Source organism: Nostoc sp. C057 (assembly GCF_013393925.1).
Taxonomy (GTDB): Bacteria; Cyanobacteriota; Cyanobacteriia; order Cyanobacteriales; family Nostocaceae; genus Nostoc; species Nostoc muscorum_A.
On sequence record NZ_CP040281.1, the window covers coordinates 1,633,554 to 1,653,474 of the forward strand.

Annotated in this window: 40 protein-coding genes; 29 read left to right on the forward strand and 11 right to left on the reverse strand. The window is 45.1% G+C overall.

What is annotated here, in order from left to right; translation table 11 throughout:
* Positions 1–176: 176 nt before the first annotated feature.
* Entirely contained in the window at positions 177–1,679 is a 1,503-nt protein-coding gene (gene terL / locus FD724_RS07395) for a phage terminase large subunit (protein WP_179072152.1), read from the reverse strand.
* The gene (locus tag FD724_RS07400) at positions 1,661–2,149 is read right to left on the reverse strand and encodes a helix-turn-helix domain-containing protein (RefSeq protein ID WP_179072153.1); all 489 of its coding nucleotides are present in this window, start codon (positions 2,147–2,149) and stop codon (positions 1,661–1,663) included. Before FD724_RS07400 ends, terL begins: the two co-directional genes overlap by 19 nt.
* A 100-nt stretch (positions 2,150–2,249) precedes the next feature.
* Between FD724_RS07400 and FD724_RS07405 the strand changes: the two genes are divergently transcribed.
* Genes FD724_RS07405 through FD724_RS07425 form a run of 5 tightly spaced genes read left to right on the forward strand, consistent with a single transcriptional unit; the run spans position 2,250 to position 5,061 of the window.
* Complete coding sequence (locus tag FD724_RS07405; RefSeq protein ID WP_179072154.1) at positions 2,250–3,035, forward strand: hypothetical protein; 786 nt, start codon at positions 2,250–2,252, stop codon at positions 3,033–3,035.
* Complete coding sequence (locus FD724_RS41995; protein WP_179071153.1) at positions 3,022–4,059, forward strand: DUF6464 family protein; 1,038 nt, start codon at positions 3,022–3,024, stop codon at positions 4,057–4,059. The genes FD724_RS07405 and FD724_RS41995 overlap by 14 nt, the downstream gene beginning before the upstream one ends.
* Entirely contained in the window at positions 4,046–4,450 is a 405-nt protein-coding gene (locus FD724_RS07415) for a DUF6464 family protein (RefSeq protein WP_179072155.1), read from the forward strand. The genes FD724_RS41995 and FD724_RS07415 overlap by 14 nt, the downstream gene beginning before the upstream one ends.
* A 4-nt stretch (positions 4,451–4,454) precedes the next feature.
* Positions 4,455–4,664 carry a hypothetical protein gene (locus tag FD724_RS07420; RefSeq protein WP_179072156.1) on the forward strand — a complete coding sequence of 70 codons (210 nt, stop codon included), beginning with the start codon at positions 4,455–4,457 and terminating at the stop codon, positions 4,662–4,664.
* A complete protein-coding gene (locus FD724_RS07425) occupies positions 4,651–5,061 on the forward strand; it encodes a hypothetical protein (protein WP_179072157.1) in 411 nt (136 codons plus the stop codon). The genes FD724_RS07420 and FD724_RS07425 overlap by 14 nt, the downstream gene beginning before the upstream one ends.
* On the opposite strand, the gene FD724_RS07430 is transcribed toward FD724_RS07425, so the two are convergent.
* The 3 genes from FD724_RS07430 to FD724_RS07440 form a co-directional block, all read right to left on the reverse strand.
* Positions 5,058–5,303 carry a hypothetical protein gene (locus FD724_RS07430; protein WP_179072158.1) on the reverse strand — a complete coding sequence of 82 codons (246 nt, stop codon included), beginning with the start codon at positions 5,301–5,303 and terminating at the stop codon, positions 5,058–5,060. The genes FD724_RS07425 and FD724_RS07430 overlap by 4 nt on opposite strands.
* Positions 5,300–6,142, reverse strand: a complete 843-nt coding sequence (locus FD724_RS07435) for a tyrosine-type recombinase/integrase (protein WP_179072159.1) — start codon at positions 6,140–6,142, stop codon at positions 5,300–5,302. Before FD724_RS07435 ends, FD724_RS07430 begins: the two co-directional genes overlap by 4 nt.
* Positions 6,143–6,249: 107 nt before the next feature.
* Positions 6,250–6,552, reverse strand: a complete 303-nt coding sequence (locus FD724_RS07440) for an HU family DNA-binding protein (RefSeq protein ID WP_179072160.1) — start codon at positions 6,550–6,552, stop codon at positions 6,250–6,252.
* A 91-nt stretch (positions 6,553–6,643) separates the two neighbouring features.
* Here FD724_RS07440 and FD724_RS07445 point away from each other — a divergent pair, with 91 nt between their 5' ends.
* The 8 genes from FD724_RS07445 (at position 6,644) to FD724_RS07475 (ending at position 11,114) form a co-directional block, all read left to right on the forward strand.
* Positions 6,644–7,522 (forward strand): hypothetical protein, encoded by an 879-nt coding sequence (locus FD724_RS07445; protein ID WP_179072161.1) that lies wholly within the window; start codon positions 6,644–6,646, stop codon positions 7,520–7,522.
* Positions 7,523–7,758: 236 nt separating this feature from the next.
* Positions 7,759–8,232 (forward strand): hypothetical protein, encoded by a 474-nt coding sequence (locus tag FD724_RS07450; RefSeq protein ID WP_179072162.1) that lies wholly within the window; start codon positions 7,759–7,761, stop codon positions 8,230–8,232.
* Positions 8,233–8,317: 85 nt separating this feature from the next.
* On the forward strand, positions 8,318–9,715 hold the full coding sequence (locus FD724_RS07455; protein WP_179072163.1) for a DUF4055 domain-containing protein: 1,398 nt from the start codon (positions 8,318–8,320) through the stop codon (positions 9,713–9,715).
* A 147-nt stretch (positions 9,716–9,862) separates the two neighbouring features.
* Positions 9,863–10,201: a hypothetical protein gene (locus tag FD724_RS07460; protein WP_179072164.1), complete on the forward strand. Its 339-nt coding sequence runs from the start codon at positions 9,863–9,865 to the stop codon at positions 10,199–10,201.
* Positions 10,198–10,452: a hypothetical protein gene (locus tag FD724_RS42000; RefSeq protein WP_372726505.1), complete on the forward strand. Its 255-nt coding sequence runs from the start codon at positions 10,198–10,200 to the stop codon at positions 10,450–10,452. Before FD724_RS07460 ends, FD724_RS42000 begins: the two co-directional genes overlap by 4 nt.
* Positions 10,382–10,528, forward strand: a complete 147-nt coding sequence (locus FD724_RS07465; protein WP_179072165.1) for a hypothetical protein — start codon at positions 10,382–10,384, stop codon at positions 10,526–10,528. Before FD724_RS42000 ends, FD724_RS07465 begins: the two co-directional genes overlap by 71 nt.
* 95 nt (positions 10,529–10,623) lie before the next feature.
* On the forward strand, positions 10,624–10,845 hold the full coding sequence (locus FD724_RS07470; RefSeq protein WP_179072166.1) for a hypothetical protein: 222 nt from the start codon (positions 10,624–10,626) through the stop codon (positions 10,843–10,845).
* A 5-nt stretch (positions 10,846–10,850) separates the two neighbouring features.
* Positions 10,851–11,114: a hypothetical protein gene (locus FD724_RS07475; protein ID WP_179072070.1), complete on the forward strand. Its 264-nt coding sequence runs from the start codon at positions 10,851–10,853 to the stop codon at positions 11,112–11,114.
* 33 nt (positions 11,115–11,147) lie between these two features.
* Here FD724_RS07475 and FD724_RS07480 read toward each other — a convergent pair whose 3' ends face one another.
* Positions 11,148–11,441 (reverse strand): hypothetical protein, encoded by a 294-nt coding sequence (locus FD724_RS07480; protein WP_179072071.1) that lies wholly within the window; start codon positions 11,439–11,441, stop codon positions 11,148–11,150.
* A 45-nt stretch (positions 11,442–11,486) separates the two neighbouring features.
* Here FD724_RS07480 and FD724_RS07485 point away from each other — a divergent pair, with 45 nt between their 5' ends.
* The 10 genes from FD724_RS07485 (at position 11,487) to FD724_RS07530 (ending at position 15,550) form a co-directional block, all read left to right on the forward strand.
* A complete protein-coding gene (locus FD724_RS07485) occupies positions 11,487–12,290 on the forward strand; it encodes a hypothetical protein (protein WP_179072167.1) in 804 nt (267 codons plus the stop codon).
* A complete protein-coding gene (locus FD724_RS07490) occupies positions 12,290–12,982 on the forward strand; it encodes a hypothetical protein (protein ID WP_179072168.1) in 693 nt (230 codons plus the stop codon). The genes FD724_RS07485 and FD724_RS07490 overlap by 1 nt, the downstream gene beginning before the upstream one ends.
* Positions 12,983–12,993: 11 nt before the next feature.
* Positions 12,994–13,242 carry a hypothetical protein gene (locus FD724_RS07495; protein ID WP_179072075.1) on the forward strand — a complete coding sequence of 83 codons (249 nt, stop codon included), beginning with the start codon at positions 12,994–12,996 and terminating at the stop codon, positions 13,240–13,242.
* A 3-nt stretch (positions 13,243–13,245) separates the two neighbouring features.
* The gene (locus FD724_RS07500) at positions 13,246–13,533 is read left to right on the forward strand and encodes a hypothetical protein (RefSeq protein WP_179072076.1); all 288 of its coding nucleotides are present in this window, start codon (positions 13,246–13,248) and stop codon (positions 13,531–13,533) included.
* Positions 13,530–13,943 carry a hypothetical protein gene (locus tag FD724_RS07505; protein WP_179072169.1) on the forward strand — a complete coding sequence of 138 codons (414 nt, stop codon included), beginning with the start codon at positions 13,530–13,532 and terminating at the stop codon, positions 13,941–13,943. Before FD724_RS07500 ends, FD724_RS07505 begins: the two co-directional genes overlap by 4 nt.
* Positions 13,943–14,374 (forward strand): hypothetical protein, encoded by a 432-nt coding sequence (locus tag FD724_RS07510; RefSeq protein WP_179072170.1) that lies wholly within the window; start codon positions 13,943–13,945, stop codon positions 14,372–14,374. The genes FD724_RS07505 and FD724_RS07510 overlap by 1 nt, the downstream gene beginning before the upstream one ends.
* Complete coding sequence (locus FD724_RS07515; protein ID WP_179072078.1) at positions 14,371–14,673, forward strand: UPF0175 family protein; 303 nt, start codon at positions 14,371–14,373, stop codon at positions 14,671–14,673. Before FD724_RS07510 ends, FD724_RS07515 begins: the two co-directional genes overlap by 4 nt.
* Positions 14,666–14,821, forward strand: coding sequence for a hypothetical protein (locus FD724_RS07520; protein WP_179072171.1), 156 nt, complete (start codon positions 14,666–14,668; stop codon positions 14,819–14,821). Before FD724_RS07515 ends, FD724_RS07520 begins: the two co-directional genes overlap by 8 nt.
* A complete protein-coding gene (locus FD724_RS07525; protein WP_179072172.1) occupies positions 14,785–15,054 on the forward strand; it encodes a hypothetical protein in 270 nt (89 codons plus the stop codon). The genes FD724_RS07520 and FD724_RS07525 overlap by 37 nt, the downstream gene beginning before the upstream one ends.
* A 196-nt stretch (positions 15,055–15,250) precedes the next feature.
* Positions 15,251–15,550: a hypothetical protein gene (locus FD724_RS07530; RefSeq protein ID WP_179072080.1), complete on the forward strand. Its 300-nt coding sequence runs from the start codon at positions 15,251–15,253 to the stop codon at positions 15,548–15,550.
* An 18-nt stretch (positions 15,551–15,568) separates the two neighbouring features.
* Here the strand turns inward: FD724_RS07530 and FD724_RS07535 are convergent, their stop codons facing one another.
* Positions 15,569–15,754: a hypothetical protein gene (locus tag FD724_RS07535; protein ID WP_179072081.1), complete on the reverse strand. Its 186-nt coding sequence runs from the start codon at positions 15,752–15,754 to the stop codon at positions 15,569–15,571.
* A 15-nt stretch (positions 15,755–15,769) separates the two neighbouring features.
* Here FD724_RS07535 and FD724_RS07540 point away from each other — a divergent pair, with 15 nt between their 5' ends.
* The 4 genes from FD724_RS07540 to FD724_RS07555 all read left to right on the forward strand — a co-directional run bounded on the left by FD724_RS07540 (position 15,770) and on the right by FD724_RS07555 (position 17,919).
* Positions 15,770–16,192 (forward strand): hypothetical protein, encoded by a 423-nt coding sequence (locus FD724_RS07540; protein WP_179072082.1) that lies wholly within the window; start codon positions 15,770–15,772, stop codon positions 16,190–16,192.
* Between the two features lie 28 nt (positions 16,193–16,220).
* Positions 16,221–16,799 (forward strand): hypothetical protein, encoded by a 579-nt coding sequence (locus tag FD724_RS07545; RefSeq protein WP_179072173.1) that lies wholly within the window; start codon positions 16,221–16,223, stop codon positions 16,797–16,799.
* 240 nt (positions 16,800–17,039) lie between these two features.
* Positions 17,040–17,306, forward strand: a complete 267-nt coding sequence (locus tag FD724_RS07550; protein ID WP_179072174.1) for a hypothetical protein — start codon at positions 17,040–17,042, stop codon at positions 17,304–17,306.
* Between the two features lies 1 nt (position 17,307).
* A complete protein-coding gene (locus FD724_RS07555; RefSeq protein WP_179072085.1) occupies positions 17,308–17,919 on the forward strand; it encodes a hypothetical protein in 612 nt (203 codons plus the stop codon).
* 57 nt (positions 17,920–17,976) lie between these two features.
* On the opposite strand, the gene FD724_RS07560 is transcribed toward FD724_RS07555, so the two are convergent.
* Positions 17,977–18,252: a hypothetical protein gene (locus FD724_RS07560; RefSeq protein WP_179072175.1), complete on the reverse strand. Its 276-nt coding sequence runs from the start codon at positions 18,250–18,252 to the stop codon at positions 17,977–17,979.
* A gap of 22 nt (positions 18,253–18,274) precedes the next feature.
* Positions 18,275–18,448 (reverse strand): hypothetical protein, encoded by a 174-nt coding sequence (locus FD724_RS07565; RefSeq protein ID WP_179072176.1) that lies wholly within the window; start codon positions 18,446–18,448, stop codon positions 18,275–18,277.
* A gap of 181 nt (positions 18,449–18,629) precedes the next feature.
* On the opposite strand from FD724_RS07565, the gene FD724_RS07570 reads away from it, so the two are divergent.
* Together FD724_RS07570 and FD724_RS07575 are read left to right on the forward strand one after the other, a co-directional pair.
* Complete coding sequence (locus tag FD724_RS07570; protein ID WP_179072177.1) at positions 18,630–18,824, forward strand: hypothetical protein; 195 nt, start codon at positions 18,630–18,632, stop codon at positions 18,822–18,824.
* 69 nt (positions 18,825–18,893) lie between these two features.
* Positions 18,894–19,205, forward strand: a complete 312-nt coding sequence (locus tag FD724_RS07575; protein WP_256874475.1) for a hypothetical protein — start codon at positions 18,894–18,896, stop codon at positions 19,203–19,205.
* A 70-nt stretch (positions 19,206–19,275) separates the two neighbouring features.
* On the opposite strand, the gene FD724_RS07580 is transcribed toward FD724_RS07575, so the two are convergent.
* Positions 19,276–19,527, reverse strand: coding sequence for a hypothetical protein (locus FD724_RS07580; RefSeq protein ID WP_218651504.1), 252 nt, complete (start codon positions 19,525–19,527; stop codon positions 19,276–19,278).
* 62 nt (positions 19,528–19,589) lie between these two features.
* On the reverse strand, positions 19,590–19,919 hold the full coding sequence (locus FD724_RS07585; protein ID WP_179072089.1) for a hypothetical protein: 330 nt from the start codon (positions 19,917–19,919) through the stop codon (positions 19,590–19,592).
* Between the last annotated feature and the right edge of the window lie 2 nt (positions 19,920–19,921).

The window sequence follows — 19,921 nt, forward strand, 5'->3', positions numbered from 1 at the left end:
AGTTGATATTTACTTCATAAAGTGAATAGGAGAGCAAGGCTTAGGTAATTCCTGAGTCCTATTGAGGTCAAATCCAAATTCGGGTAAGAATACTCCGCTATAAAATGCGATCATTATCAGTGTTTGCAAAATCCAAAGAGCGGCATAAAATTCAATTTTCATAGTTGGAAAACTTTTCAACTTCCCCAAGCATTATCATGGCTCACAGCCCAGTAAGTAACCTTACTCGCTAACCAGTTAATTGCTTGACTAGTGCCGTCTACCTGGTCATCATTACTCCCATTGGGGAAGGTGCTAAATTCACCAACAAAATCACCCACCCATGAAGCGATACTGGGGTCGGGGAGAAATACATTGCCAGCTTCAACAAAAGGTGCGATCGCAACAGCCCGAACTAACTTCCCACCTTCTGGCTCAATGGCAATTAATCCTGGTATCTCGCGCTCCAGCATACTAATCACGGCTGGGCCATTCGCTTTATCTTCAATAAGTTTGGCGGTGGAGTTGGGATACTTGGCTGATAGGGCGCGAATTGCTGCGATCGTGGCGTTGATGTCCATGCGATCGCGTACCTGGTCGAGTAGGTAAAATTGTCCACCCCGCTTACCCCAAACCTGCCCGACTACGAAATCGGATTTTTTAGAATCTTTGAAGGTGCAATCCCAGGACTGAATAATTAGCTCAAAATCGTCCGGTGCAACCAAGTAATACTTCCACCAAGAGCGCTTGAAGTGTCCACCGTCAGCAGGTGCGGGTCGCTGCTGGTGTTGACCCGCATAGCCATAAGAACCGAGTGCTTTCTTTTCCTGCTCCAATATCTCTTTTGAGAAGCGCTCTGGAAACATCAGTTCATCTGGCTCTGTCCTGGGGTCAATCCAACCTAAAGCAGTTGGTGACTGCGCTTTTTCAAATTCTTGAGGGATGCACAGATGCTGCCAGCCGCCTTGCTTTAAAACGTGTCCAGCTAAGTCATCGGTGTGTAATCTTTGCATTATCCCGATTCGCACAGACGATCGCAGATCATTTACCCGGTTCCTGATTGCGCTATCCCAGCGATCAATAACTCCCTGTCTGATAAGCTCAGAATTAACCTCTTGGGCATCGTGCGGATCGTCCCACAGAAGGCAATCCCCGCGATCGCCGGTGATCCGGCTGTTGAAACCAAACGCACTGCGTACACCGCCTTTGGTATTCCAAAAACTCGTTTTAGAATTATTGTCATCTCGTAACTTCCAGTCTGGTGAAAAGCGCTTCTGATACCAATCGCTCTCAACTACATCTCGGCAATAGACACTATCTCGTAACGCAACGCGGGGATTAGCTGAAAGGAAGATAGCTCTCCATGAAGGGCAAATCGTCCAAAACCAAGCGGGTGTGCAAACAGACACTACGCGACTTTTTAAACTCCCTGGCGGGACGTTGATTAAAAGGTTTTGAATTCGCTGGACGTAATGCGGATTTGTTTTATGCTTAAACCAATCAAGCAGGGTTTCTTGGATATGCCAGCACATTGCATCAATGTGCCAATTCCAGAGTAGTTCCGTACTAGGTTCTAATGTCTCCCAGCTTTCTCGAACAAAGTCTGATAAAGAAAGAGTTATTTTAATTGTCTGCGATGCAGCTGCATTAACAGCAGCTTGCTCCCACTGCTGTCTAACGCTTATGCTCTTTTTTGCCACGCATTGTTTAACTCAGCTAAAAATTCTTCAGGGCCAATACCAAGCTCAATCACGCGTTCGACCAAATCAGCCACCGTCTCAGGTTTCAACTTACGCTTGAGTTCAATGAGTTTTACAAGCGCTGTTGCCATACTCCCTTTACCCATTTCCGCGCCTGGTAGTGAAGCATGAATATCAGCGATCGCACTTTCAACTACCCAAACATCATCCAGTTCCTCACTCGTGTCGCGCCGCCTAGCAGCTTCCCGTAGCTTCGTCCCTCCAAGTTTCTCATACGGCTTTGGCTGCAATTGAATGACATTACTGCTTTTGCCTAATTGTCTGTGCAAATCCCAATTACCATCTTTTGCCCAGCGATCGATAGTGCGACGAGTGACACCAAGGGCAGCAGCTATTTCTTCTGGCGGTTCACCTGTAATATACTTTGCTTCAGCAAGTTTGATTTTGTCGCTATCTTTCTTCCTGGACATTATTGGACAATATAGAAATTATGATTTTATAGACAAATCCAGGATTCCCTACTGAGTAGCGATCGCAACCTTTTTGTCTGATTTGTCTAACGATTTTTTTATGAGTAATTTTCCCCCAGAACGCATTGAGGATGCCCTAAAATTTTGCTGCTGCTCACCCTATCAGAACCGCCAAATTTGCATTTACGCCGGGGGAGGGAGCGCAAGTCAGCATGATATGTATTGGGCGTATGCGATTTACAGCGAGGCTGGCGATCGCATTGCCTACAATAACCTGACAAATTGCTTGGATGTAGACGATGGGCTAAGGTTTTGTGAGACGCTAATTGACAGATTGGACGCACCTTTGAGCTACGAGGATGTGAGATTGTGGCGCGATATCTGTGAGTATCTAAACCGATGGCGATCGCCTCTCCCCTCACACTTTTTGAACATCGCAGTTCCAGGATGCAACTATTTGGTTGACTACGATCGCACCCACAGGCAAAAGCTTTGGGATAAATTCAAAATCCAGCTAATCACTTATGAAAAATTTTCCAAGAAGCATGAGGGTTGGAGGCTGAAAGGCAACTGGGAAGATAAAATCGATTTCCTAGAGCAGGTTTACATCTTGGGGCGCGATCCTGATAGCCTACCTTGCCCTTGGCTGGATAAGTGGGAGAGGAAACAGCAAGCTAAGAAGTATCAGGAATTGGCGGATGCTTTGAGTGCTGTAGAGCAGAGATTAAATGTTATTCATAGCTGCGATCAGTGGACGCAAACAGGGACAATTGACTACCTAACAGACAGCCCAGATATACTTAAAAGTCAGTTAGAAAACCTAAGTTATCGTTGTAGGGAAGCTAAGGGTTTGTTGTCAGAACTATTAAGAAATGAACCAGATTGAGAGATTTGAAGGGGATGGCTACACGCTGCGTCTCTGGTCGGATGCTGTGTATGAAGTCAGTACGAGCGCGATTAAAAGTTTGTTGAACCTAGCAACTCAACGACTGGAAATTCAATTAGAGATTGATGCTCGTTATCATGGTGGCGATCGTCTATGGTGGGTTCGCTTTTCTTGGCACTCAGAACTTTCGGGACGACAAGGCTTTGAGCAAATTTTAGATCAGAGCCAGATTATATGTGCCAATGCCATATTTCTTGAGCGTTTAGCATTCGATCTTAGCGATCGCATCAGAAAAACCATCCCTCCCGATGACAGTCAAAGCTGGGTTATTGTCAACCACAGAGAGGGCTTTCTAGCCGGAATTCATCAGGCAGGAAAAACGTCAGTTAATCTGATTTTGCGTAAGTTCGCGCGACACATAGACTTCACCACTAACCCCACAGGAGTGACGATTGAGGCATTCAATCCCGGTAACGCCATTCTAAGGGGTGACAGTGTAGAAGTTGGTGGAATGTTGCTGCAAGGTAAATTACTGGAATCGCTCGAAATTGGCGAAGAAAGTTGGTTTCGTTTTTCTCCTAACACGCAGCAGGTGAATACGTCCGGTAGCTCACCAGACGAAATCCGCATTACCTTCACCACCCGCCCAAGAACTGACAAACGGGCTTACATGGAGCGAATGAGGCGAATGTTCGAGCAAGGGCAAATCGAGATACCCAGAAGTGGATATTTTGACCAAATTTTGATGGATTATCCCAGACAGCCTGGAGACAGAGCAAGGATAGTAATGCCATGTCAACAGCCAAGCGCTGAAATAAGATTTACTGAGCCATCTGGTGTGCCATTACAAGAATTGAGAGGGCATCTCGAAGTGGTTAGACAAGAAATCATGTCTCCAATCGCAAACGCAATAAACGCAATAGGCGATCGCACCTGCAAATATAATGCAGGATCAAGAATGTTGCGCTGTGCTGTCAACCCCTGTGGCCCGTGCGAAGGGTGTAATGATTATGAAAAAATTTGATTGGTTTACGATACTAGGGATAATCGCTATTACCGAAAACACCATCCTCATGATTGCCCAAGGTGGCTGGTTGACTGTTGCAGGAGTGATATTTGGCGGGATTTGGGTATGGGTGGCGTATTGGGGCTGGAAAAATAGGCGACTGGTTCAAACAGTTGACTATCTCTCACGCAATAGGGCAGAAGTGGAATCTGCTAACTCTTGTCTTCGTAGCCTAGCCGAAGCTGGAATAACGATTGCCGAGGCGATTGAGGCTTGTAGCCGCCACAGTGAATCTCGTGGTTTTGTGGGGGATGTGAGTTGCAAGTGGAATGCGCGATCGCCCTATCTCCGGTGTGCTATAAATCCGAGTGGAGAGTGCCAGCAATGCAAGGACTATGAGGGGGTTTGAATTTATGAACTATCAGCAATATCTAGAACTCAAAGGTGAACCGCCCGTCAAGCTTGCCGATGGGAGATTTGGGCTACTTGTTCGAGGTGATGAACAAGAAGCTGGAATTCAAGTCCCCGGAGAGGAGCAAATTAGATGGATACCGTTAGCATCCATTGAGATTGTCGGCGATGGTGCGTTGATTGAAACAGCAGACACGAATGAGAAGCTTTGACGGATATCGCCACAGAGAAGCATTCTGCCTGATGAAATATGCTGCTGAGGATGGCAGTGAGGTGGAGTGGATCTGGAACTCACGCGACGGTGTGACACCATTTTGTGTGAGTAACCGCGCTGGGGGCAAGATGCTAAAGCACATTGACTGGTATTTAGACCGTCGCATCTTGGATTATCAGCCACTAGCGTGTGAGCGCATCTTTGTTGACTTGTCGCCCGAAAGAGCAAGACAGAGGGCACAGCACCGAGTAGAGTTTTTTTGGGATAGGGATGATTGCGCTCATATCCGCGAAATGTATGGCACAAAAGAGAATGCGGTTGAGGGGTTTATCGCCGATTCCAGAGTAGGCGAGGCTCCCGATTTGGTAGAGTTTAGTAGCCTGTCCATCACCTAGTAACGATACCTCAAACCCATCTCAGCACAAATAGGAAACAGTCTGATCGCCATAGCTTCACCTATCTTAATCCCGTGATCAGCCACTGTATCCAGCCCCCATTCAGTGCCACCTTTGTAAACTGCAAAATCCTGGTTAAACCCGATTCTAGCTACATAGCAATGTTCGCCCCGGCTAACGTAAAGTCTAGCCCCTGGCTTGATATCGCTGATGGTTGCTTCTGAGGTTCGCAGGTAATTCATAAACCAAGGTAGTTGCTGCTGGAATCTGTGGGGTTAGCGTGTAAATATTGATTCGTGGTCGATACAGAGCTATGCCCCAACGTATCGCGTACCAGCGCCAGGGGAGCGCCTTTGGCTATGGCATGAGTCGCATGGCTATGCCTCAACCAGTGCGCCGACACTTCTGGGTTTATCCCAGCAAGAGTTGCTGCCTCTTTAATTATCCGATGAGCTGCCATCCGGTCAATAGGCAAGCTTTTGCTGTTGGTAAAAACATACTCTGTGGCGCGTAGCTGCTCTAGCTCCATCCACACTGCTATTGGTACTAATACCGTTCGCATTTTAGAGCCTTTACCTAATACAGTTACCTGAATTTCACCACTGTCGCGCTCGTGAAAATCAACCCACTTAAGGCGACACGCTTCACTTACCCGCATTCCTGTAGCGTACATAAGCTTCAACAAACAACGTGATCGCACTGGCAATGATGGGTGGTTGATTAATTTTAATACCTCAGTTTGTCTGAGGATGCGTCCTGCCAACGAATTATTAGCTTTGGGGATACGCAGTGCAGCTGCTACGTTGAAGCGGATGTAATTAAGCTTGGCAGCAAAAGTAAAAAGTGACTTCACTACATTTAACTTGGTACGAGCAGAAGATTCCTTGATGCCAAGTTCATTAAGATGTATAGCGTAAGCTTGCAAGTCTTCAAGGGCGATTTCCCCCAATGACTTACCCACGTAATTTAAAAAGTATTCTGCGTTTCGACGGTAAGCTGATGCTGTAGTGGAGGCCGGTCTGCCGTGCAACCACATATTCATTAAAGTTTGGTCGCTGGAAACGCGAGATAGTTCAGACAATTGTGTTTGGCGCAAGTGCTACAAAGCAGAAGTTCCCTTGTTTTTATTGGCGCGAACATTTGTCCGGTAATGTAACAAGTCCCCATTCAACATAGGGACTTTCATTCTCAAGCCGCAATCTTCAACTCTTCAAGGCCACCCGCGACTTTTTCCTTAAAAGCTTTTCCAGCCGAAAACCCAGGCACACGGGTCGCCGCAATCTCCATCTTTTCATTGGTTTTCGGGTTGCGTCCTTCACGGGCTGCTCTATCTCGTGGATTGAAGCTCCCAAACCCCACCAACGTCACCTTGTCGCCACTGGCTACAGCTTCAATAATCGCTTCCAGCGCAGCAGTCAAGACCGCATCAGCTTGTTTTTTGGTAACACCAGTTTTGTCAGCGATCGCATCTACTAATTCACCCTTGTTCATTTTCATACCTCAAAGCACTGGAACAAAGGAACTCTAGCACTGTTACCTCTTTACAGGGAAGGGGGAAAAGGAATAAAAATACTTGCGTTTTATGAATATTAACAATGGTGAATTACTCTCGCGGCTGTTTGATGAGCCAAAGCTGGTAACAGCGCTAAACCAAGTGATACCCTATATTTCAGTATTTAAGGAACAGACTATCTTAAATTTAAGGTGCGCGAGTATTTCATCGCTTTTGACTCTGCTGCGATATCGCCAAGAACTTTTTCTTAAATTAAAGCCACTTCTAGGCTATGAAATATGTTTAGAATGTGAAGAAACTGGAGCGAATAATATGGTTGCAATTGCAGAAAGAATAGCCGTTGATAATAGCGCCACAAAAACGAGATTCTTGAGCCTAGAAACGTTGGCAAAGGCCACAAGCACATCGCCAACTGAAGTGAAAAAACTACTTGGCAGAGCTAAAGAAGTAATTCACCCGATGGAAGACGGATCGGAGATGATAACCGAAAACGCCTTTGATAGTGTGGTCTTGCAATGGGCAAGGTCTTTCAAGGATGATACATCTTCTATTACTACAGCAATAACAGAGGCTCCTAGCAAGGCAAAAACAACTCGCAATTCTACGACAAAGCTATTAACTCAAAAACTAGCCTCCGATGACATTGCCAAAATTAAGGGGGGGAAATCCGCAGGTTCTGCTAACTTAACCCTCAAAGGGATTCAAATAACTCTTGAAAACTTTTTCAACAAGGTGCGATTAGAGGATACGACCATTGTTGATGCAGTTTCTGCCTTTATTGAAGGCACAAGCGAATTTGGAATGGCACTTAGAAAAGAGCTACTAGCAGCCTACAAGCGCTCATTCAAGGGTTTAGACATCTCAGAAGTAGAAACAAAGCTTATTGCTGGAGCTAAAGCTTACCTGGAAAAAACAAGCACTCCAGAAACAGAAGAAGTTCAGAGTTAATATATAGATGCAATTAAACCTATCTCTTGACGAAAAAGGGCAAGGATATAGGCTGCTAGGCAGACGGTTGATATTTCTCGTTAGCATACCGATAGCTGAAAAATAGCAAATAAACGGGGATGCGATCGCCTAAACCTTACAAAATGCTTGTTGGGTGCGGACAGGGCGATCGCTTCAATTAGGCTCGGCTACGTGCTTAAGGCAGCGTCCGCACATTGACCAGCGCATAGGTTTTAATGATCAAATTTGTTGCAGCGCTGCAAGGCGGTGGAAATCTATACGGATTCGGATTGTCGGAAGCCAATCTCAATAGGTTGGAGTTCAACGATGAACCTATATTTTTTGACTTCGGCTATACAGGGCATCCAGAATTATTTGGATTGATTTTATACTTTGGCGAATTTGAAGAACCCTCTGAAATTGCTACAAATGCTGATGCAGTTAATGATCGCTGTATTCCTTTTATTGACGAAAAGCATGGCGTAACAGGAGAAACGTTAAGAGTTTTCCCGATCGCAAAAAGAACCATGCGGGAATTGAGAGGAACACCATTCTGGAGCTTTCAAGCTAAGACTGAAATCACCAGTCCCAATGATATGCAATTGTTTCTTTCTGGACGAACCGAACAGGAGATTGAGCAATACTTTCAAGACAAGGGATTGATCGGATCTCGGACAAAGCGGACATATAAGGGATTTAGGAAGCGTTAACAATTGAGTTTGTAACCTTGCAAGCCCAACATGAACTTCTTGAGGGAATTTTGGCTACGTACACTCCCTAGAAGTGATGTAGCTCTTGCCTCCCACCAATTCCAACAATCTACCCTCGACCCTCTCCCTTGCGGCTGCTGCATATTCAGGCAATCTGCTTCTGCTGCTTGATTGCTGGAATAATTTGGAAGGGCGAGAGAGGGCTTATCTTCCCAAAGAAACCAAGGAACCGCCCCAAGCCTGGAGCGATCGCATCCGCCGCACCACTTTTGACAATCGCTTCGAGCCTGCAATCAAAGACTACGCAGGACTTTTGAGTGTATTCAGCCTCAACGATGATACCGCCCAAAGCATCCTGGATAACCAGAATAACATCGACCTGATGGGCAATGACCTCTGGACATTTTTTCACGAGGTTGACCAATATTGCTTGCGCGATGGCTGGTGTGGGGTGATGGTGGAACACCCTCCCGAAGACCCAAATATCAATTCTCAGGCGGATTTATTGGAGAGCGATCGCCGCCCATACCTGGTTTTAGTTGACCGCCGCGATATTCTCAACTGGCAAACAACCAAGATAAATGGCAAACCCCAGTTAACGCGAGTGACTATCCGCGAAACCCGATTAGAGCCAGATGGGGATTATGGCGAGAAGGAAGCTGTTTACTATCGTGTGCTGATTCCAGGTGAGTACTTCGTTTTTCAGATCATTGAGGGCAAGGGAGAAGCACAATTACTACTGGTGGAACAAGGGACAACGAGTCTTGCAGAAATTCCCCTGGTTTATTATTCGGTAACTGAAAGCGGTTTATTCAATGCCAAAGCGCCGTTTCTGAATCTGGCAAAGCTCAACATTGAGCATTTCCAGAAACGCAGCCAGTTGAATGAAGTGCTGAGAAAGTGCAACTTGCCAGTACCGGTGCGGAAAGGTTTAATCAGAACGGTAGATGACATAAAGAAAGTCCCCCCATTGGTGATTGGCCCCAACTCGGTGTTAGATATTCCGGCGGATGGGGACTTTTTCTTTGCTGAACCTAGTGGTGTGGCGATCGCAGCTTCCAAGGACGACATCAAAAACCTAGAAGCCGCGATGGACAGAATGACTCTGGACTTCTTGACCAGTGGTGAACATCAAAAGACAGCCACAGAAGTGCTTTTGGACTCTACCAAAACCAGCGCCAACCTCAAAGGCGTGGCCCGCCGGAAGGAATCAGCGATGCAGCAGATTTTTAAACTTTGGGTGGCTTACACCGGGGAAACCGAGGGCGGCGGCATCACCCAGGATGAAGACTTACTTTCTGTGCCACTGACCCCAGAGCAGATAGATAAGTTAGAATCCCTCGCCAATCTTGGATTCATTAGCCAGCGCACACTATTGCTGCTACTGCAACGAGGTAAAACATTGCCCCGACAATTTGACATTGATGCTGAGGTGGCAATGACTGAGAAGGTTCAACAAAAAGATGAGGTATTAGCGGCGTGATTTTAGAGAATCCCCAGCAGTCTTGCCAGGAATGGCAACGCATTCTCAAGCTTCAGGACTGGGAGGTGTCAGTTATTAGGGATCTGCGGGTTAATAGTATCCCAACTAGACGGGTTTCGACTGCGCTCAACCCTCAGCCATCGAGAGTTGAGCGCAGTCGAAACTCGGTTTACTGGTACTTTATTTTTACGCAAGTCCCTTATCGCCTCTATCGACTCAATGGATGAAGCCGAGGGGCTGGTCACTTGGGATATAAACAAGAAAATTGCTGACATCAAGCTAGTTAAACCCGAAGAGTATCCATTTGATCAAATGCGCCCTTATGAGATGGAAGCAGTGCTGGTTCATGAATTGCTGCATCTGCATTTTGCCCCTTTTGATGCCAAGACTGGAACTCCAAAGGGAGTAGCCCAGGAACAAGCAATTAACGCGATCGCCCACGCATTGGTGAAACTCAAAAATGCGTCACAGCAGCCCACTCTATGACTTACAGACTCATATCCCCAGAAGGCAAAATCGTGGAGTTTAAGAGTGTTACTCGTTTTTGCCGCGAACACGGATTAAATGTCGCCAATGTCTATAACGTTTTGCGCGGCGTAGGTAAAGTTTGCCACGGCTGGCGGCTTGTAGATCCTTCCAAACCTTATCAAGCGCGAAAAAGAAAAAATGACTATCCAATCTGGACAACCCCTAACCCTAGCCCAACTCCAATCTCTCGCCACCATCCGCCAATCTGATGTTGATGAGATGGTCAAGCGATCGCTACCTCATGAAAAATTTTTCATAAATGCCATACCAGTTCGACCCAAGTAGCCATAGATACCGCGACCTAGAGACAGGGCGCTAGGGCAAGGCTAGATAAAATCGAGGCTGAATCTGAATATTTGGTCAATCAAGTTTTGCAGATAATGGCTGATTTAAAAGCTGTGGAGAGGGCGATTGTGAGTGAGCGATCGTCTGTCAATTCAGCACTCAAAAAAGCTGATGTCCTGGAGTGGGAGACGGGTTCTAGAAGTGCAGGAATGTTTGCCCAACGTGATGAATTGATTGAAAAGTTAAGATATCAACTAGGTTTACCACCAAGCCCAGATTCGATGGGTGGAGGTGGGGGGATGTTGTTGAGGAGTTAGTTAAAATGATAAAACCGATGCGGACTCAGAAAGATGCTTTAGTTTTAGGGGTTATCGAGCTATTTAAATGCTTTAGGTTAAGCCCAGAACAGGCTTATCAAGTACTAGATGATGCGAGAGATGCGATCGCCTTGGCGGTCGAGCAAAAGACAGACAACTCCGAATGTATTGCAAGAGAAGCTGTTTTAACAATATCTTTCTCACCTAATAGCTTGGTTGAAGTTTCATCGCAAGTTGACACTAAAGCCACACCAATACTTCGAGACTAGCGAGATAGTGAAAAATTTTTCAGGTTCTATTTACTAATGCCGATTAACTTTAGCAAAGTCTGCTTCTCTTTGTATGCACCTGGCAGCACACCCAATAACCCTATAAATCTGCTGATGATTTAATCCAGATTTATACCAAAGTTTATTAAAGAATTCTTGCCAATCATGATCGCCAATCCAGTACCAAACCTCGAAGATAAATTCGTTGCCGCGCCAGACACAGAGTGTTTGATATCCACCGTGCCAGTCTTCCTGGTGAAGTTCAGTTACTGTACTTGAAAATCTCTCAAAGTTGTCTGGTAAAGAGTTTAGAAGATTTCTGTCCATAAAAGGGAATCATTGCAATGAAGTTTCTTGCAAGAAATTATACTCATGTCAGGCTCTCTAAGCGATTTTTGCGAAGCACAGCTACTCAATCAACTATTCGGTGGCGTGCCCTACGCTACACCCAATACACTGTATTTTGGCTACATGGTAGGCGTACCTGGTGAAACTGGCCCTGGTGCAGAACCCAATTCCGGCGGATACCAACGCATTGCCGTTACCAACAACACCACAAATTTTGCTGTTACAGCGAACCAAATCAAGTCCAACGCCACAGAAATTCAGTTCAGCGAAGCATCCAGCAATCACGGCTTGGTACAAGCGATCGCAGTCTTCGACTCACCCACCAGTGGCAACATGCTGGTGTATTTTCCCTTGAGCAGCCCCATCAACATCACCGTCGGAGATGCAATGCGAATTCCGGTCGGTTCCTTGACTGTGCAATTTGCAGTAAGCGGTTTGAGCAATTACGTCAAGAATGCGCTGCTCAACCAACTATTCGGCAACGTACCATTCAATGTGATTACTGCTCTGTATACCGCTTACGCTACCAGTAGCCCCACAGATGCACTAGCTGGCACAGAACCTAGTGGCAACGGCTACGCACGAGTTAGCGTAACCAACAATACCAACAACTTCCCCATCGCCACAGTGGGAAGCAAAACCAACGCCACAGACATCGCCTTTGGCGAGTCCACGGGTTCTCAAGGGACTGCAACTCATGTACAGCTATTCGACGCTTCTAGTGGTGGCAATTACCTCGGACGCTATGCCCTATCTCCTACTCAGGTAATTAGCGCTGGCACAATCCCCACAATTCCCGCCACTGCCCTCACTATCACTCTTGACTAATGACAAACCTTGCATCCGGCGTTATTGCATCCACTACCACCGCCGACATCAGCACAATCAAAATCCGCAAGAATTTCGGCAAGCCTGGGGTAATTGCCACAATCACAACTGCCAGCGTGGGGGCATTGGGTAAAAAACGTTCTGTTAAGCCCGACGCAGTTGCCTTTACCTCTGGTTTATCCGGCACACTCAAACGGAAGCTACATTTTCCCGCAGGGGCGATCGCATCCGTCACCCAATCTCAAGTCAAATTTTTCCTCAATGTCTCTCCTGTAGCCCCTCCCAAAGGTTCATTGCACAGGGCGGATTTGAGTACTTTGCTGCAACCAGGTTCCTCAGCACCTGTCTTCAGTGGTTCAAGACTGGTGAGGGGAGATTTAACCCCTGTATCGTTCAAGATTCAGGGACAAAAGTTAGATGGCTTGAACGCTGAATTTACCGCCAAGCGCAAAGACGATCCTCTGGCTGCACCAATTATCAAAACTGGGTCAGCGATTCATCAAACAGATCCGGCGGTGGACAATCAAACCAAGGTTGAAACTGTGATGGGGAGTTTCTATATTGAACCTGCCGACACAGAAGACTTTCCCGACTCTGAAGTGGAATTGAGTTTCGTTCTCAAATTCAGCGATGGCAATGGTCGAGTTTACACTGTGGTATCTGGAAGTTTCACAGTTTATTCGGCAGGTTAAGCAGGCACATCATGCCCACCACTTGGAATGAAACGCAGTCCGAACTACCTCAACCATCAAGCACCGTAGTTCTTGATAGCTTTGAAAATCGAGTATTTGCTAAATTCGAGCAAGAACATTGGCTGTTGGACATATCGCCCATCAATAAGCTAATTCATTGCGATCTTGATTGTTTCCCTTTGTGGAGATACCCGACAGAGCAAGAATTACGCGATTTTGAATCTTTAAAGCTTCACAATCAACTAACAAGATTAGGTTAAACCATGCACTCAGAAGAACTAGAACTAGCAAAAATTGCATATAAAGCTTACGGGCAAACAACGGATTTTAAAAACTATCAAGGGTTGCCTATGCCTGAATGGGAAAGCCTACCTGAGAAAATTCAGCAAGCCTGGATAGCAGCATCGCAGGCAATATCCAATGAATTTTATTTGGTGCTTGGTAAAGCTGTCCTTAACAATGAAGTGCTGAGAAACGCAATTTTAAGTCAGCTTCCGCATCAGTCAGAATTCAGAGAAACGATTCTCAGCCAACTTCCTCCTCAGTCATGACATCTCCCTTCTCCAGCTTTGAAAACACCACACTCACTTTTCAGGTTGCTGACGGCACTTACGCCACTAACGCCGTCGGCAACCGTTCTCTTAACACTAAATCTGAAATCATCAAAGCTGTCCTCAAGCCTACAACAGATACCAGCACAGTTAACCGCTATGCCAACGAAATTCAGCAATTTGCTGGCGCTGATGGTCATGCAACGTTGCTAGAAGGTTACTTGGTTGAGCCGCAAGTTTACCCCAAAGGGGTGGAATTTTTAGCAGAAGCTGATATTGAAATAAATGTGGCGATCGGCAAGCCAGAAACGGGGAGATTTAAGTTATTGCCAGTGGTGCAATCTCCTTATGTGGTGGCGATGGGGATTGATGCAATTACACCAATTCGGGGGATATTTCGGAGGAACTGATGCCACTTGCCAAAATCAAAGTTACCCCCGCAAAATACAATCCATTTATCAGCGATTTTCGGCATTACTACCACATTCATATATTTGAAGCCAAAGCCGAAATGTGGGAAACTGGAGCTAAATTATCGCCGTGGGATAAAGATGCTGATGGTGGATATGGAGCTATCACAATCCCAAGACGGCGAGAAAAATATGATGGCGGAAACTGGATTACTGCGCCAAAAATAGGGGATGTACTTTTTTACAAAGATTGCCTTGGCTCTGAGTGCGTTTCACACGAGGCTGTCCACATGGCAACCAATTATCTTAGATTCAAGAATCAATTATTGCTGACTGACCAAATTGATGATAATGAAGAGAAGTTAGCCTACTGCATTGGTAGCTGCACGCGGCAGATTGTGGATAATTTGTATAAATTGAGAATATTATGAATCTCCATCTTTCAACAGCAAAATACGATAGCGTTTTATCCTATAAAACTTATATCCATCCAGGGAAAGGACATCCGGGAGAAGGGTACACACCTTTTAACGCAATAAAAGATTGGGTTGCGAGAACTACTACAACTATTGAGCTTTATGAAAAACAGCAGATATCTCTTGGAAGGTTTGCAGAGCTACTTGGAATTTCACTAGAAGAAGCAAAGGAATTTTTGAGAGCGGAAAACATACCCCTTGATTTGGGTGTAGATACAAATAAGGAGCTAGAAGAAGATATAAAAAATGCCTAACATCAGTATCAATTCAAGTAAGTTAAACTCCATCATCAACCGCGCTTTTGATGTGGCCGTAGATGCGCTTGCTGATTCATTTCAAAACGCGATCGCTTCCGACATCTGGGAATGGCGCGTGAAACCCTCCGCAACAATGGTGACTTAGTAGGCAGTCCGCGAAATATTTTGGATGAAGAAGAATTATATAATTCTCTGGTGATTGCCCGAAGCGCCAATGCTGCTGAATACACTTGGGAATCCGATCATGCTGCGATCATTCATGATGGCGCGACTACCAAAAACGGCACAGAACTACCTGCAAGACCTTGGACAAAAGTAGGATTAGAAGAGTGTGACGCAGCAGAATTAATGCAGCAGCAGTTGAATAAACTTCTATGACCAGTCCTTTGTATGAACACCCTGAATATCCAATCGGCAGTCGTTACGAACTAATAGGCTTAAGCGACTCTTTCTCTGTGGTTGAGCATAGCTTTTTATCGCTTAGGGTTAAGTATCAAAAAAGCAATGAAACTATATGGATTGGCACTAACGAAATAAGATACTGGCTTGAAAGCTGTCAGATTAGCAAGTTGTTATGAATTCACAATACTTTTTAGAGGCGGGTTACAGACAGTATCAAGAAACTGGCTTTCGCCATGCTGACTTTCTACTGCAAAAACGAATTTATGACGTTATTGGCACAAAATATTTCTTGAACATCTATGTTTACAACATAGAAAGCAGAGAAGCGTTTGACTCAGAGGTAAGGTTTACTAAAAATCTCAAGCTTTATTGCATAACCGTTTCTAAGTTCCAATCAGTAGAGGAAATCGAAAAGATATTTGAGGATTTGTGGGAGCGAATGTGCTTCGACTATCAAGAGCGCACTTCATGAAAAATTTTTCATGTATCATCAAAAATTTGCATCGGCATACTCTTTTAGCCTATTAATAACTTTCTCGTAATCGTTCACAGCAATCATTTTTGTAGAAGTAACGCCAAACTCCAAAAACACCGCCCTTACTTCTCGCTCCCGCAAGCCAAGTTCTTTGTATGCGATCGCCCACAGCCTACCAGCTTGGGCTTGAGAAATAAACATTTAATAAGTAAATAGATGATTGATATTCTTATTTTACGAGCCGACGTGCTGGCAATATTAGAAGATTCATTAGGAACTTACACCTTTCCTGATCGCACCACAGCCCCATCGATCGCCTGTCTCCCCGACCCAGATAAAGGCTGGAATTACCCAGAGAATGGCACTAAAACTTCAGGCTTAGAAGTAGTAATTAAACAGCCATATCCTGACGTGAAATCGAATATTGGGGGCGATCGCACCTTCACAAACACTTGGGAAATTCACCTCAAGCAGTGGGATACAAATAAAAGTTTGGTGGAGGTAATTGGACTATTGAGTGGAGATTTACCTGCCTATTACCTAATAGAAAGAGTCAGTCCAATGCCAGCTTCTGATAAATTATTGACTGTCGAACAATGCAAGATTTTTATTAAAGATTGGCAGGTGAGGGAACCCTGACCCCGGATCAGAATCTCCGGAGATCAGAATGAGCAAGACTTTTCAAGTTGGTGCGGGCAATAAGGTAAAGCTGTATGTGGCGCTGTTACCACTGGGCGATCGCACCGAGCCAGAAGATGTGAGTATTACGGCTGCCAGTGGCATCACCAGTGCAGCAACTAGCGTGACTGTAACTGCTTTGACAGGGGCTATAGCTGGTGGCACACCTTTAACCTTTGACAACGGCACAGACACGCTGACTGTTTATCTAACAGCAGATGCTCTTATTGGAGCTACTACGATTGCGATCGAGCCTGCAACAGCAGCATTAACAGGCAGTTCCACTGCTGAATATGTGGCAAAATTGCGGCTGCTTGGTGGTACTCAATTGAGCGCAAAACTTAACAGCGATCGGGCTGATGTATTGGTTTTGAAGATGTTCTTGGCTACAAAGACGGTGCAATCACTGGACAATCCTGGGAACTGCCTTGGACTGCGAATTTACTTTCCAGTGATGAAGCTTTCCGTCGAGTTTTTTTTGCTGCAAGCAACGCTGTTTCCGGGCGCGAGGTTTATGTTTGGCAGCAAGATCCACCACCCGCAGGTTATGCCGTGGGCGATGGCTTAAAGGGCGCTACGGTCGTGATGAATCTAGACAAAAGTCTCACCAGTACAGCGATCTGCACAGTTACATTTTCTCTAATGGGCCAAGGTTCACCAACAATTACCCGCTATTCCTTGGTTTAATCCTCCACACACAATACCTGTTCAGAGCGTCCCTGTAATCCAGTGGCGCTTTTTATTTGGGGAATTTTTAACTAGTACACCAACCTTGCCAGAACAATGGCGATGCCTACGGCGCACTAACGTGAACGCACCCCCCAAAAACGACTCTCGCCTCGGCAAAGGATACTCCTATCTATTTGCGCTTTTTTTGACAACCCTGATCGCGGCTCAGTCTACAGATATTTCCTTCAAATTTAGCAAGTCTGGGATTGAATTTGCGATCGCCTCCCGCGAACTCAATGCCCAAATCTTCTATCCCTGTGTTGTGCTAATCGCTGGAATTTTGGGACTTCCCACAGACACCATTGCACTCGCTTTAGGGCAATTTTTGACCAAGGGGCGCGAGTAATGTGGCAGCTACTTGGCTCACAAAACTACAACGATGGATTAAGCAATTATTCAAGGGAAAGAAAAAGCGTCGCAGTTCCCCAAAAATTATCAAGCGATGGTACGGAAAGGACTGCGCTGTTTTGCGAATTGAACGTACCACGCCAGGGGGACTTAGCACCTATCGCGTCACCTCAATACATGGCGAGTGTGACTACCTCATCACCCTTGACTATCTCCCCGAATTGCTTGCAGAGATGGCTGGGGAATTCAACGGAACCTCTTTCCGTCTGCGATCGCATGATAATCAGTATAATCCTGCGCTCACGCATCGCTTTGCAATATGGCGTGTCTGGCGCAATGGCGATTCTTCTCCTGTTGGTATTTGGGACTGCGATCTTCAGGGGTTCACCCAAGGCTTTGCCCTCAGAGAACTTGCACCCCGTCGCGCAGTCGCGGGTGTTGCCCTAGCGCCGCTTTCACTTATTCATATTCAGAAAAATCCCAAACTTTCATGGCAAAACCAGATGGAGCATATAGACTGGCTTTTGCTCTTAGAACAGAGGATTAGAGGAGAGCTTTCAAATCCGCATCATAACTTGAAAGCGATCGATGTCTTGCAGGATTCTGAATAATTTTTCAGGAGCGACCTGCTCTGTCTTAGTGAATTATAGAGCAGCGATCGCAGCAAGCTATGAGAAATCTACCCCCGTGATAACTTTTACTGTTGCTAATGGTGTACCAACATCTTCTACCTGGCTGTAGCAAAAAAGGTCTACTTTAGTAACGATTCCGATGTTTCTGATCCCTGAAGATACTTCAATTGAATGAACATATTCATTAAGTGAAGGAACCCTTGCAACAAAAGCAATCTCATTAAGCAAAAACCGTTCGCTACCGTCTTTTTCTTCAAGCCACCACTCAAAACAAACTCTTACCATTTTTATTACCCAAGTGATAGCCCTCACGCATTCCGTTACCTTTCATCCGCTACTCTTTTTCGACTAATTCATAGAGCAGCGATCGCACTTTTTCTTGCCAACCTGGAATCGCTTGAATTTTTTCTAAAACAGATGGTTCAATTCTCAAACTCAGTTTTGCGTCTCTCGCCTCTGCTCTGTCTGTAGTAAATTTTCCTTGATTATTTCGTATTTTTTGCATCATTCACCTCCGATTACCTCTATTATATATTAAAACCATGTCCCCGTGGTATAGAGTTTATTGATGGTAAATGGTTAAAAATACAAAACTATTTATACAAAACTCTCTTTACATCCATGTCCCCACGGTATAGAATTAATGTATGAGGGAAAAAGTTACACCCTCAAATTAAGGAGGTGAGAAAATGAGTCAATCAGGAAACGGAAAAAAAGAAGATGTTAAGCCATCGGACATTGATATCTTCGAGAAGGTTGAAAACGAAAACCCGTTAACAGAAGACCAAAGGTGGTTCAAGGAGAACCTTGGTACAGGTGAACGGGAAATCGAGATTAACCCACCTGAGTTAGACGGTTCCGAGGATGAACCTCAACAAGGCTAATCCATAGAGAAAACCCCTACCCCAATAGGGGTTTTCAATGTTTTACCCATTTTATCAAATTCAGCGAGTATGAATGATTGCACTATTGTCTATCCAAGCTACTTCCGAATTTTTGAGTGCAGAGTAGGGCGCTGGTTCATTAAAGATACGGAAATTTTCATAGGGGCTGAAAACCCAGTCAAAGATAATGATATTGCTGCACTTTATGGCGTTACTGAGCAGCAAGTGGTTATTAATTTATTTCGTATCAATGGTGGAAAATCCGGCTTTTATTTGGCAAACCTCAGAGAGAAGAAGTATTACTATTGTGGACAAAGCAGGGAAGATGTCAAAGCCCACTTGCGATCGCTTGGCATTGGACGCGAAGATCCGATGGAGTAAGCGATGATTCCCTTGCAAATCATCCTGAAAAATTTTTCAGGATGATTTATGCTGTGTTGTTTTTACGCTCTTATGAAAATCGATTAGCCTCCAACACTTTAGAAAGCCCTGCTCGAAGGTTCTCTGCTTCTTTGCCAGTAAACTCCTGAAACGCCGGACATTGTTTTCCTTCATCTCCTCTTGATACCTGGAAAGAGACTCTTACTCCGCTTTCTTCAACTTCGCGAGGTTCCTTCTGAACGTAGACAACAGCTAGCAGAACCCGCTTCCAGCGAATATTTTTCATTTGATTTGGATATCCAAAAATCAATAACCAATACAACTTTTAACCCTCCTGAAAAACTTTTCAGGAGGGTTTTTGATTACCTAGAGCGATCGCATTAGTTAGTTGAGAGCCTTTGCGATCGCATTCCCTAATTGTCTCAATGTTCTCTCTTTAGCAAAGTCAGCTGCCGCTCGTGCAGACTCAGCCAAAATTGTGTCAGTGTTTGGGGTCAACTTGAATGCACCTCCCAAATATCCCAAAGATTTGCAGTAAGAATCAGCCAAATTAGTTGAGGCAAAACGTTTAACAGTTTGGTAATCACCATTTTGAAAAGCTGTCCAAGCTTCGATTTGCAAATTGTTCTCTGGATTTCCTAAAGCTTGGAGAATTGCATTAACAGCCTGTTGAACTTTTTCTAGTGTTAGTTCTTGTTGCACAGCTTCTACCATTA